Annotated in this window: 13 protein-coding genes; 4 read left to right on the top strand and 9 right to left on the bottom strand. The window is 74.0% G+C overall.

Annotated features, from left to right (window positions below; genetic code table 11):
- Positions 1 to 292: 292 nt before the first annotated feature.
- Complete coding sequence (locus L1885_RS14495; RefSeq protein ID WP_235797508.1) at positions 293 to 496, bottom strand: DUF397 domain-containing protein; 204 nt, start codon at positions 494 to 496, stop codon at positions 293 to 295.
- The gene (locus tag L1885_RS14500) at positions 496 to 1,332 is read right to left on the bottom strand and encodes a helix-turn-helix domain-containing protein (RefSeq protein ID WP_235797519.1); all 837 of its coding nucleotides are present in this window, start codon (positions 1,330 to 1,332) and stop codon (positions 496 to 498) included. Before L1885_RS14500 ends, L1885_RS14495 begins: the two co-directional genes overlap by 1 nt.
- Before the next feature lie 430 nt (positions 1,333 to 1,762).
- Between L1885_RS14500 and L1885_RS14505 the strand changes: the two genes are divergently transcribed.
- The 4 genes from L1885_RS14505 to L1885_RS14520 all read left to right on the top strand — a co-directional run bounded on the left by L1885_RS14505 (position 1,763) and on the right by L1885_RS14520 (position 4,967).
- Positions 1,763 to 2,293 (top strand): ATP-binding protein, encoded by a 531-nt coding sequence (locus L1885_RS14505; RefSeq protein WP_308117326.1) that lies wholly within the window; start codon positions 1,763 to 1,765, stop codon positions 2,291 to 2,293.
- On the top strand, positions 2,260 to 2,631 hold the full coding sequence (locus tag L1885_RS14510) for a DUF192 domain-containing protein (RefSeq protein WP_235797510.1): 372 nt from the start codon (positions 2,260 to 2,262) through the stop codon (positions 2,629 to 2,631). Before L1885_RS14505 ends, L1885_RS14510 begins: the two co-directional genes overlap by 34 nt.
- Before the next feature lie 211 nt (positions 2,632 to 2,842).
- Entirely contained in the window at positions 2,843 to 3,622 is a 780-nt protein-coding gene (locus tag L1885_RS14515; protein ID WP_235797511.1) for a VOC family protein, read from the top strand.
- Between the two features lie 487 nt (positions 3,623 to 4,109).
- Positions 4,110 to 4,967 carry an NAD-dependent epimerase/dehydratase family protein gene (locus L1885_RS14520; protein WP_235797512.1) on the top strand — a complete coding sequence of 286 codons (858 nt, stop codon included), beginning with the start codon at positions 4,110 to 4,112 and terminating at the stop codon, positions 4,965 to 4,967.
- Between the two features lie 154 nt (positions 4,968 to 5,121).
- Here L1885_RS14520 and L1885_RS14525 read toward each other — a convergent pair whose 3' ends face one another.
- The 7 genes from L1885_RS14525 to L1885_RS14555 form a co-directional block, all read right to left on the bottom strand.
- Positions 5,122 to 7,185 (bottom strand): SpoIIE family protein phosphatase, encoded by a 2,064-nt coding sequence (locus L1885_RS14525; RefSeq protein WP_235797513.1) that lies wholly within the window; start codon positions 7,183 to 7,185, stop codon positions 5,122 to 5,124.
- 337 nt (positions 7,186 to 7,522) lie between these two features.
- Positions 7,523 to 8,242: an OmpA family protein gene (locus L1885_RS14530; protein ID WP_235797514.1), complete on the bottom strand. Its 720-nt coding sequence runs from the start codon at positions 8,240 to 8,242 to the stop codon at positions 7,523 to 7,525.
- A complete protein-coding gene (locus L1885_RS14535; protein WP_235797515.1) occupies positions 8,242 to 8,835 on the bottom strand; it encodes a hypothetical protein in 594 nt (197 codons plus the stop codon). Before L1885_RS14535 ends, L1885_RS14530 begins: the two co-directional genes overlap by 1 nt.
- A gap of 23 nt (positions 8,836 to 8,858) precedes the next feature.
- Positions 8,859 to 9,482, bottom strand: coding sequence for a hypothetical protein (locus L1885_RS14540; RefSeq protein ID WP_235797516.1), 624 nt, complete (start codon positions 9,480 to 9,482; stop codon positions 8,859 to 8,861).
- A gap of 47 nt (positions 9,483 to 9,529) precedes the next feature.
- The gene (locus L1885_RS14545) at positions 9,530 to 9,769 is read right to left on the bottom strand and encodes a hypothetical protein (RefSeq protein WP_235797517.1); all 240 of its coding nucleotides are present in this window, start codon (positions 9,767 to 9,769) and stop codon (positions 9,530 to 9,532) included.
- Positions 9,770 to 9,903: 134 nt separating this feature from the next.
- On the bottom strand, positions 9,904 to 10,725 hold the full coding sequence (locus L1885_RS14550) for a response regulator transcription factor (protein ID WP_235797518.1): 822 nt from the start codon (positions 10,723 to 10,725) through the stop codon (positions 9,904 to 9,906).
- Positions 10,718 to 12,098 (bottom strand): sensor histidine kinase (locus tag L1885_RS14555; protein WP_372481945.1); only part of this gene is annotated, 1,381 nt, incomplete at its 5' end. The genes L1885_RS14555 and L1885_RS14550, both read right to left, overlap by 8 nt.

A 12,098-nucleotide genomic window follows, 5' to 3' on the forward strand; every position in this document is an offset into this window, starting at 1 on the left:
AGCCGGCCGGGCCGCCCGCGGGCAGCGGGTGACCGGCCGCGCAGGCGGCGCGCCAGGCCGCGCCGGGCGGGACGGACAGGCGGTAGGCGGCACGGGTCAGCAGCATGCCGGCGACGCCGCCCCACACCAGCGCCAGGGCGATCAGCGCGAGACGCACGTCACTTCCCCGCCGATGGTGTCAATTCCCCACCGGTGGCGCACCGGTGGCGGGGACCCGCCTCCCGCCGCCGTCCGGGGGATCTCCGGGAAACGGCCCGGCCTCCGGCAACGGGCGGCCGGGCACGGCCCGTTGTCACTCGCCCGCGGTGTGCCCGAGGAAGCCCGACCAGGCGGAGGCGGCGAACGTGAGCCTCGGGCCGTCCGCGTCCTTCGAGTCGCGCACGAGGACGGCGCCCGTCGTCCTGGCCACCTCGACGCACTGCGGGCCGTCGTTGCTGCTGTGACTGCTCTTGATCCACTGCGGTTCGTTCATGTCGCCTGCCGTGGCTGCGTCCATCACGTCTCTCCCAGCAGCTTGTCGATGAACTCCGCGGACTCCCGGGGACTGAGAGCCTGCGCCCGGATCATCCCATAACGCAGTTCGAGGATGCGGATCTGTTTCGCGTCAGTGACGAGCCGGTCCGACAGCTGGCCTTCCACGTGGCCGACCGCCGAGGCGTCCTCGAACTTCAGGACCTGGAACAAGCCGCCCATCCCTGCGTGGTCCTCGACCTCCGTCGGCATGACCTGGATCTCCACGTTCGGCAACCGGCCGACACGCAGGAGGTGTTCGAGCTGGTGGCGGCGGACCGCAGGGCCGCCGAGCGGCCGCCGGAGCGTGACCTCTTCCAGTACGAAGGTGAGCGTCCGCAGCGGTTTTCGCCGCAGGATGTCCTGGCGGGCGAGGCGGGCCGTCACGAACCGGTCGAGATGGTCCGGGTCCAGCGCGGGACGCCGGGTGCTGTACAGGGCCCGCATGTACTCCTCCGTCTGGAGCAGGCCGTGCATGTTGTGGTTGGCGTACGCGCCCAACTCGACGGCGTCCGCCTCCAGTCTGGCGAGGTCACGCACCTTCTTCGGGTACCTGGCCTGCTCGGCGTCCTTCTTCATGGCGGCGATCCGGCCGCCCGCGCCGAGGATCTCGTCGGCCTTGTCCAGGTACTCGGGACGGGGGATGCGCTTGCCGGCCTCGATCTTGTAGACCAGGTTCTCGCCGTACCCGAGAGCCGCGGCGAACTCGCGGTGCCTGAGGCCCGCGTGCTCCCTCCACAGCTTCAGCTGCCGCCCCAGCGCCGTGATCACCGCGCTCGACTCGTCGTCGTCCGGGTCGACGGCTCCGGCCTGCCCGTCCACCTCGCCGTCGGACGCGGCCCCCGACCGGTGCGTGCCGGACGCCCGGTCCGGGCCCGATGTGCCGTCCGGGCCGGACGCGTCCTCTGGATCGGGTGCGCCCTCCGGATCGGGTGCGCCCTCCGGATCGGGTGCGCCCTCCGGGCCGGACGCCCGGTCCGGGCCCGCCGACCACCGCGGAACGGGCGGGCGCCCGGTGCCGCCCGCGCGCGGGGCGCCGCCGGCCAGGTCCGCATCGGCCGCTCGTTCCGTGCCGTCCTCGTTCACCACGTACCCACCCACCTCGGTTCTCGGGGCCGGATCGCCCAACCCGGTCCTCCCCGGCGGCGTCACGGTGGACAGCCGGGACAGATCGCGGGGCTCCCCGGACCATCACCGGACGTACAGCCACGTCGGCTTCACAGCGTAGGCACGCATGGGCACGCTGAGTGACGTGATCTCAGACATCCACCCCTTTTCGGTAGCCGAGCACACGTACGGTGTGCAACTGTCCTCCACCGGGCGGGGAGCACGGCTCGCGCGGCTCCTTGCCGTCGAGCGGGTGCGGGCGTGGGGGCTCGCCGCCTGCCTGGACGCCACCGCGCAGGTCGTCGCCGAGCTGGCGTCGAACGCGGTCACCCACGGACTCGTGCCCGGCCGGGACTTCCGCATGACGCTGGCGGTCACCGCCGATGTGCTGCGGATCGAGGTGACCGACGCCCGCCACGAGTGCCTGCCTCCCGCACCGGCCCGAGGGCACTCGGCCGCCGCGCCCGTGTCCGGCGGCGAGCAGCACGAGGGCGGGCGGGGGCTGCGCGTCGTGGAGGCGTTCGCCGACCGGTGGGGGGTGACGCCGGGGCCGGACGACCACGGCGGAGCGGCTCCGTCCACGCGGCCGTACAAAACGGTCTGGGCCGAGATCCGCCTGGGCCCCGGCGCTAGCGTGGCGCCATGGGCGAATGGCGAAACGGGCGCGGAGCGCTGAGCGTTGACGGGGAGCCCGGGCGCGGGCCGGTCCCGGTGGAGATAGCCGCCTCGTACGGGACGCGGCGGCGCGGCCTGCTCGGGCGGGACGGCCTCGACGGGGCGCTGCTGCTGACGCCGTGCGGCAGCGTGCACACCTTCGGCATGCGCTTCGCGATCGACGTGGCGTACCTCGACCGTGCCCTGCGCGTGCTGGCGGTGGTGACCGTACGCCCCGGCCGCATGCCCCTCCCCCGCCTTCGCGCCCGGCACGTCCTGGAGGCGGAGGCGGGCGCCATGGAGCAGTGGGGCGTACGCCGGGGTGCGCGCCTGGTGATCGAGGCCGCGATGGCCGGCTGACGGGCAGGGGACCACCCGGGCATCGGCTTCCCTCTCCCGCGCCGCCGCAGGGCCGGCGGACACGCTCGTCCGGGGCAGCCGTCTCGTCCGTGTCCGCCCGCCCCTGTCCGCCCGCCCGTGGAGGGCGGCGGCGTGTCGGCCGACGGATCGCTCTCCGCGGCGGAAGGCTGGCTCGGAACCGACGGGCAAACAGGACGAGAGAGGGCGAGAGATGCCAGAAGTCACCACTCCCTATGCGGCCGGCACGCCGTGCTGGGTCGATCTGATGGCGAAGGACCAGCAGGCGGCCCTGGACTTCTACCGCGATCTGCTGGGCTGGCAGGGGCAGCGCGGCCCGGGTGAGTTCGGCGGGTACGCGGTCTGCGAGCTGAACGGCAAGGCCGTCGCGGGGATCGGGCCTGCGATGGCTCCCGAGGGGATGCCCGAGCCGCCGACCGTCTGGACCACCTACCTCTCCAGCACCGACGCCCAGGCCACCCAGGACGCGATCGTCTCCGCGGGCGGCAATCTGATCGTCCCCGTCATGGACGTGGGCAACCTCGGCCGGATGCTGATCGCCGCCGACCCGCAGGGAGCGGTGTTCGGGGTCTGGCAGCCCGGCGAGTTCGCCGGCGCCCAGGTGGTCAACGAGGCGAGCGCGCTGACCTGGAACGAGCTGCACACCAGTGACGTGCTGGCCGCCGCCGCCTTCTACGGAGACGCGTTCGGCATCGACATCCAGCCGATGGCGGGCGCGGACGCCTACTGGGAGATGCGCGTGGCGGGCCGCCCGGTCGGAGGGGCCACGCTGCTCGCGAACGACCCGCCCGGCACCCCGGCGCACTGGCTGGCCTACTTCTCGGTCGACGACGTCGACTCCACCGTGGACGCCCTCGTGCGGCGCGAGGGCACGGTCCTCGTCCCGCCGTTCGACATGGTGGCGGGCCGCATGACGGTGGTCGCCGACCCGCAGGGCGCCCCGTTCGCGATGATCACGCCGCGGCCGATGTAGGACCCGGTCGGCGGCGCCCGGTCCGGCATCCGGCCCGAGGACGCGGGAGGCGCTGAGGCGCGGGAGTGACTGGGCGCGGCGTCAGGGAGGTGCGGAGTCCCTCCGGGGCGGGAGGCGCGGGTGGGTGGTGACGCCCGCGCCCCGACCTCTGGAGGGGCCGTGCGGCACGGCTGAGGGGCCGGGAGCCGTGCGGTACGGCCGAAGCCCGGGAGCCGCGGGGCCGTGCGGCGGGCCGTCAGGCCGCTCGGCGGGAATCGACCTCGGGGAAGCGGTACTCGACCTGCTCGCGCTTCGTGTCCAGCCGCCAGTAGGTCTTGAGGCATGGGCCACCGGGACCGGGCGGCGCCAAGAAGCGGGTAAAGCCCTGCCGGCCTGCCGTGATACCCGGAGGGCATCACGCACGACACAGCAGGTCTTGGACGCGGACCGCCCCGGGCTCGCAGTCTGGAAGCGGCCTCCAGAGGCCCGACAGGGAAGGCAGTGGACCATGAACGTTTTCGTCACCGGCGGCTCCGGTTACATCGGCAAGGCCGTGATCGGCACCCTGCTGCGCGAGGGGCACACCGTGCGGGCACTCGCCCGCAGCGAGCGCTCGGCGAGCGCGGTGGAGGCGCTGGGCGCGGCGCCCGTGCATGGTGGTCTTGGCGACCTCTCCGTGCTGAGGGACGCGTCCGCGCGGGCGGAAGCGGTCGTCCACCTCGCGCAGGCCGAGAGCGGCGACGAGGATCTCGCGGCCGCCACCGCCATGCAGGAGGGCGTCGGGTCCGGCCCGTACGTGCACACCGGCGGGACGTGGGTCTACGGGGACACCGACGGGGTCGTCGACGAGGACGCGCCGTGGAACCCGCCCCCGCTGGTGGCCTGGCGCCGCCCCGTCGAGGACGCGGTCCTCGCACGAGCCGCCGCGGGCGGACGGCCCGTCGTGATCCGAGCGGGCCTGCTCTACGGGGGCGCCAACCGCCTGATCGACCTCTTCTACACGCAGCCCGGCAAGCGCGCGGGCGCGGTGGCCCACATCGGGGACGGCTCGGCGCACTGGGCCCTGATCCACGTCGACGACCTCGCCGAGCTCTACGCCGCCGCGCTGCGGGCGAAGCCCGGCGCCGTCTACGCCGGTGTGGGCGGGGTCGCTCCGACCGCCGCGCAGGTCGCCGCGGCCGTCAGCCGGGGCGCGGGACTCGGCGGCAGGACGCGTTCGATCACGCTGGAGCAGGCGCGCGAGGAGATGGGCGGCGTCGCCGACGCGTTCGCCCTGGACCAGCGGTTCACCCCGGCGCGGGCCCGCGACGAACTCGGCTGGCGGCCCACCCGTACCGACCCCCTGGCCGTCCTCGCCGAGGGCTGACCCGGGGCCGCACTCCCGTCACCGGGAGGGGCGGGACGCTGCCGTCACCGGGCGCGGGCACGCCGGCGGGCGCGGTGCGGTCGCCGTTGCCGGGCGCGGTGCGGTCGCCGTTGCCGTTGCCGTTGCCGGGCGCGGTGCCGCCCCCGGGCGGGTGTCAGTCGCCGGGGCGGATGAGCAGGAGGGCGATGTCGTCGGCCGGGGTCGGCGCGTGGCGGATCAGCGTGTCGGCCATGGCGTCGAGGTCGTACGGGTCGGTGCTCTCCAGGAGCCCGGCCAGGGCCGCGGTGGCGTCGTCGAGGTCGACGCCCGGCGCCTCGACGAGTCCGTCGGTGTAGAGGGCCAGCACGCAGCCCGGCGGCAGGGGGAACTCGCGGGCCGGGTAGCGGACATCGGGGTCGATGCCGAGGAGGAGGCCGGGCGGAACGCCGACGAGTTCAGTGCGTCCGTCGGGCAGGCGCAGCAGCGGCGGCGGGTGCCCAGCGCTCGACAGGCGGGCCCTGCGCACGGTGAAGTCGAGGTGCACGTAGACGCAGCTCGTGAACAGGCCCGGGTCGAGGTCGGTGAGCAGCCGGTTGGTGCCGGCCAGCACGTCGGCGGGCGTCGCGCCCACCGTCGCGTGGGCGTGGACGGCCGTGCGCACCTGCCCCATGAGGGCGGCGGCGTCGGCGTTGTGGCCCTGCACGTCGCCGATGGCCGCCCCGGCCGTGTGACCGTCGAGACGTATCAGGTCGTAGAAGTCGCCGCCGACGCCGAGGCCGTGGGCGGCGGGCAGGTAGCGGGCGGCGACCGCGGCCCCGCGCAGCCGGGGCAGCCTGCGCGGCAGCAGGTCGGACTGCAGGCGGTGGGCGAGGTCGTGCTCCGCGTCGTAGAGCCGTGCGCGGTCCAGGGCCTGCCCGACCAGGCCGGCCAGCGACATCAGGACCGCACGCTCGCCGGGCGGGAACGAGCGCGGCCGCGCGTACGCGAGCAGCAGCGAGCCGATGGGCCGCCCGGAGGCGACCAGCGGCAGGAACGCCCACGAGGCCATCCCGTCCTCGTGCTCGGTGGCCGGGTAGAGCCGGCGCATCTCCTCGATGGTCGCGAAGAACTCGGGCATCCCGGTGATCAGCACCCGGCCCCCGGGCAGGTCCTCGCTCGCGGGCACGCCGTGGAAGCTCTCGACCAGGCCGGCGCGGTAGCCGCGGTGCCCGAGGATCCGCAGGCGGCCCTCCTCTGCGGCCATGATCACCATGCCCTGGGCGCCCAGCGCCGGCAGCAGCTGGTCGGCGGTCTGGGCGACCACGTCCCGCACGCCGACCGCCTCGGTCAGGGTGGCGGCCATGTGCATCAGGTTGTAGAGGACGGTGGCGCGGCTCGGGCCCGCCATGGGCACGGACGGCGCCGCCGGAGCCTCGCCGGAGGGGCCGCAGCGGGTGATGCGGACGCTGATGCCCGTGGCGTCCGGGTAGAGCTCGAAGGCCAGCCACACGTCCTCGGAGCGCTGCACGGTGAACGCCTGGGGCTGCCTGGTCGCCAGCGCGGCCCGGTAGCGGTCCTCGGCCTGTGGCACGTCCATCCACGGCAGCGCCTCCCAGGGCAGGGCACCCACCAGGTCGGCCCGCTCGGCGTCGAGGAGGGCGGCGGCGGCCGGCGAGACGAACGTGAGGTGGCCCTGGGTGTCGAGCGCGCACGAGCCACCGGGCAGCCGGTCGACGAAGGCCGACATCGCGGCCGCCTCGTCCGGGGACGGGGTGACCTCGGCGTGCGGCGGCAGGGTGCGCGGCCGGTCGGCGGGCAGGACCGGCTCGCCCCGGTCCGCCGCCTCCTGAAGGAGGCCGGCGAAGCGGTCGGTGCCCTTGTCGACCGCGTCCCGCTCCTCGGGGCTCAGTCCCGGCGGGTGGTCGGCCGGCCACAGCAGCACCAGGCTTCCCCTGGGCACCGTACCGGCGACGACGGGCACCGCGAGCAGAGCGAACTCGTACGGCAGCACGAGTCCGAGCCGCGGATAGTGGCGGGCCATGTCCTCCTGGTCCTCGATCCACACCGGACGCCGCTCGCGCACGGCGTCCGCCGCCGGGCTCAGGTCGTTCAGCGCGACCCGCCGCCAGGGATCCGCCATCTCCTGCGGGGCGCCCGTCATCAGCACCAGCCACAGCGCGTCCTCGCCCGGCGGCAGCACGTACAGCATGCCGACGAACGCACCGCTGTCCCGGACGAGGTCGGCCATCGTCGCGTCCATCACGGGTCTCCCCGCGCCGCAGGTCGGAGCGCTCGCGGGCGGTGGTGACCGACGGGTCCTGCCGACTCCGGCAGGGCCGCGTCACACCGGCACGATCGCACACCGCCCATAGCCGGACACTACGCCCACCACGGGGCGACGGCACCTCGCTCCGGGGCCCCCGCCGGGCCCGCGCGGCACGGCCTCGGACGGGGCATTTCGCCGGCGGCGGGAAGGGCCCGGCTGCGGCCCCGCCTCAGGGAGCTTCGCCTGCGCTCCGCCGGAGACCGGGCCCCGGAATCGGGAAGGGGAACCGGGCCGGGGCCGGGACGGAGACCAAGGCCGGGGCCGGGGCCGGTCACGACCCGTTCGTGTCGCCCGTATCGCCCGTGTCGCCCGTGTCGCTCTTGCCGCCGTCCGTGCGCGGGAACGAGACCTCCACGCGCCGGTTCTTCTTGCGGCCGTCCTCCGTGCTGTTGTCGGCGATCGGGTACTGCTCCCCGTAGCCCCGGATCTCGTAGGTGATCCCCGCGTCGGAGAGGCGCTGTTCGAGCAGGCTGTGCACGGCCTCGGCGCGCTGCTTGGACAGCACCAGACCGTGGGCGGCGGTGCCCAGGTTGTCGGTGAAGCCGAAGACGCGGAGGTTGGTGGCGTGCTGCTTCTCCACCTCGTCGGCGATCGCCGAGATGCGGGAGGACGCGTCGGGCGACAGCTTTGCGCTGTCCTTCGAGAAGAGCACCTCGGCCTGGAGCGCGAACGTCACGGAGTCCGGCGTGTCCGAACGCCGTTCCTCGCCGCCCTGCGTCTCCACCACGGACACGAGGTCGAGCACCCGCGCGGGCGCCAGCGTGGCGCCCGCCCGCAGCTTGAGCCCGGGCGCGTTCGAGTCGACCTCCGGCGGCGGCGAGGTCTGCGCGGCGCCGGGCGGCGCGGGCGGCGTGTCGTCCGCGAAGGCGGGGGCCGCGGGCAGGACGAGGGTGAACTGCGCGACGACGGTCAGCAGCACCGCACCGGTCAGGACGGCCGCGCGGCGCCCCCGCGCGGGAGGTCGCGGCGGGGTTCTCTCGGGGGCGGACATCAGGAGATCGCAATCGTGGCGGGGTCGAGGCCCGGGAAGTCCATCTCGACCTGTGTCGTGGAGGTGGGCGGCGCGGGGAACTGCGCGTAGAAGTTGATGCTCTGGTTCGGGTCCAGGGCCGGGAGGTCCGTTGTGGTCAGCGGATTGCCCTCGGTGTCACGCAGGACGTAGTAGCGCTTCTTCTGGGCCGCGTCGACAAGTGTCATCGCCGCCAAAGAGGCCCCCCTCGCCTTCACCTGCTGCTCGTCCCCGCTCCACTTCGTCGGTGTGATCTGCCGCTTGCCGCTGACGTTCGTGATGGTTCCCGAGACCGTCAGGAAGCCACCGGCCCCGCGCGCGGCCGAAGTGAAGGTGAACTGGAAACCGTCGTTGCCCGAGACGGATGCCAGCGTCTTGGAGGGGGAGGGAGAGGAAGCGGCCGTTCCGTCGCCCTGAGGCTGAGAGGGCGCCGAGGATTCGACCGCCGGGCTGCTGCCTTCCTTTCCGTTGTCCTTGTCGCCGCCGCCGCAGGCGGTCAGCGAGAGGGTTACGGCGACCGCGGCCAGGACGCCACCCAGCGATCTCCGCGCCTTCACGCCGTGCCAAACGCTCATGTGTGCCGTTCCTTGTCGGTCGTTCAGGATGGGTTGTCAACGAGTCTGACGGTGAACAGGTCTGCCATGTCCGGGAGGAGGTCGAGGTGTTCGGGGTCGATGGTGATGTCCCCTCCGTCCGGGCAGCTCAGCGTGCCCGGGGACACCGGCTTCGGCGGTTTCTGCTCGCCGGGCGGAGGCGCGGAGGTCCCTGTCTCCGGAGGAGCGGACGGATTCGCGGCGCCGGAGGGCGCGAAAGTGCACCTCGGCTCCACCACGGCGGTGGCGGTCGCGGTTGCCTTGACACTCTCAGTGCCCGGCACCACGCTCTTGCCCACTGTGTTCTGCGTGAGGATGCCGACGGTGAATCCCCAACGGCCTGAGCCGAGGGGAGAACAGCCCGTCACCGTGGCGTCGTTCTCCGCAGCGAAGGTCGCGGCCGCGGCGCATGCCCCTCGCGCAGGCCCGATGTCCGTGCCGGTGAATATACGGGACAGGAAATCGGGGTCGAGCGCACCCGAGAGGAGGTTCTCCTTGAAGTCGTCGCGGGACTGCTGGGCGGCCGCGAGGGCGGCAGCATCAGCCGCCGACTGTCCTCCACCACGTGTGGCGCCGGCCTGCCCGACCACGAAGAACGCGAGCGCCGCGAAGAGCAGGCCCGCCACCATGACGATGTACAGCGCTGCGGCCTGCCCCGTGTCGCGTCGAACGATTGTCAGCCGCCTGCGCTCGTCACCTTGTCCACGGCGGACTTGAGTGCGTCCGCGATCGTGTCGTCGATCCCCGTCGCCACGATCGCCACGATGATCAGCGCGACCAGGATGATGATCCCCAGGTACTCGATCGAGCCCTGACCGCGGTCGCTGCGGCGCCTGAGGGCCTGTGCCGTCGTGTTCGCCCATGTGCCGGCGTACGCCTTCGCCCTGGCCGCGAATCGTTGCGTCCTGTCCGTCATGGCCCCCACCTCCGTCGCTGTCATCCCCGGTCACGACCTCTGCACGGTCGGTGACACCGGTGACGTCGGCACCGTACGGCGCATACCCGGCGGTGCGCGTGGGTCCCTGGGCCCAACGGGGGGCCCACTCGCGGTCAGCCATGGTCTTCCGGCCCCCTCCGGGCGGTGCCGTGCCAGCGGGCGATGGCCTCGCCGCGGCTGCCGGCGCCGAGCTTGGCGAAGATGCGGTTGATGTGGTTCTTGACCGTCTTCTGGCTGATGAAGCAGGCGGCGGCGATCTGCTGGTTCGTCAGCCCCGCCGCGATCAGGCCCATGATCTCCACCTCCCGTCGACTCATCCCCGACGAATGTCCCACATTGAATTGCTCTTGCAAAGATGTTGTGCCGGAATCGGCTGGGGATGTTCGTCGCCCAACATGCGTAGAGAATCGGTCAGTTCGGGCTTCGGGCAGACCTTCACCCGATGGTGCATTCGCTGCTGTGTACATCGACGTCGTGGTCGGCGGAGCGCTGCCGTGCCGTGAGCCCGCGCGCAGGGCCTCCAGGACGGCGCTCGACGCCGTGGGCGTGAGGTGGGGGCGGCCCGCGCTCACGTCCCGTACCGCTTCGGTCAACTGCGCGGCCGTGAACTCGCCGTGCACGAGGTAGCCGCCCGCTCCCCGCCGCAGCGCCTCCGTCACGGTCGCCGGTTCCCCGCTGTACGTCATCATCAGCACCGCGGCGAGCGGTACCAGGTACGGCAGGGCCGTGAGGCCGTCGCAGCGGGGCATGCGGACGTCGAGGAGGACCACGTCGGGCCGGGTGCGCAGCGCCCGCTCGTACGCCTCGCCGCCGTCTGCGGCGTCCGCCACCACCTCGATGCCGTCGGTGGCCGCGAGCAGCGCCGTGAGCCCCGCCCGTACGACGGGGTTGTCGTCGGCGACGAGGACCCTCAGCGCCGCTGCCGTCTCAGCCATGGGTGCCCGTCCTCTTCGAGGGCAGCGCCGGGAGCGGCCCCGCGCCCGGCGCCAGGGGGAGTTCGAGGCGCACCTCCGTACCCCGGACGGCCGGCCCCCTGCCCACCCTGATCCGCGCGCCGATCGACGCGGCCCGCTCCACCATGCCGATGAGGCCGAAGTGCCCCGAGCCCCGCAGCCCGTCGAGTGTGGTGCCCGGCGGCAGCCCCCGGCCGTCGTCGTGCACGCTGACGCGGAGCACCCCGCCGGTGCCCGCTTCGGCCGACACCGTGACGCGCGTCCCCCCGCCGTGCCGTACCGCGTTCTCCACGGCCTCCGCCACGATCGTCACCACCTGCCGGGCCACCGCGTACGGGACCGGTGGCAGGGCGCCCGGCCCGCCGCCCGCGGCGAACGTCACCCGCACGGCGCCGTGCCGGTCGAAGTCCCCGGCGAGCTCGCCGAGTTCCCGGCCGAGGTCGGTGTGGTCCGGACGGGCGCCGGGAACGCGCACGCGCCGCAGGTCCGAGAGCAGGTCCCGCGACTCGGCCGCCGCCCTGCGGGCCGCGCGCGCCACCGCCTCGGCCTGCCGGCGCAGCGCGGCGGGCTCCGTGGTGTCCACGGAGGCGGCCAGGCCGTCGGCGGCCAGGGCGAGACCGTGCAGGGTCTTGGCGACGGAGTCGTGCATCTCCCGTGCGAGCCTGGCGCGTTCCTCGTCCACGGCGCCCGCCGCGGCGAGCCCGGCCCGCGCCTCGGTGAGCGCCTGGCTCGCCTCGCCGAGGTCGAGCAGGAACGTCCGCAACGAACTGCCGATCGCGCCGGCCGCCAGGCACAGCCCGGGCAGCAGCAGCGGGGCGAAACCGGCACCGCGGGCCGGGCCCCCGGTCAGCGCGTGGGCGCCGGCCACCAGCAGCGACTGGAGGACCGCGAAGACGGCGGCGCCCCGCCAGCCGTAGACGAGCCCGGCGAGCAGCGGCGTGCAGATCGTGACGTACGCGAGTGTGGAGTCGGGCGACGCCGTGACCAGCAGCAACGCGCCGACGAGCATGTCCGCGGCGAGGAGCACCGGGTGGCGCAGGAGGACGGGGCCGAATCTCTCCCAGTCCCGTACGAGGACGTACGACACCATGAACGTGACGACCACCGCCGCCCCGACCAGGACGAGGGGCAGTCCCCTCGCCGTACCGCGCAGTGCGAACGGCGCCGCGAGCACGATCATTGCCATGCGGAAGCCGAGGACCTGCCGGCACAGCGCCTGGAGCGCGTTGACCTGGAGGGGCAGCGGCGGGACGTGCCGCGGGCCGCGGCCGCCTCCGAAGCGGTACGCCGCACCGCTCACCGCGACGCGTACCGCGCGCGCCGCGGCGCCCGGCGCCGCCGCGCATGCCCGGGCC

It is taken from the genome of Streptomyces fuscigenes, assembly GCF_021556455.1.
Classification (GTDB): domain Bacteria; phylum Actinomycetota; class Actinomycetes; order Streptomycetales; family Streptomycetaceae; genus Streptomyces; species Streptomyces fuscigenes.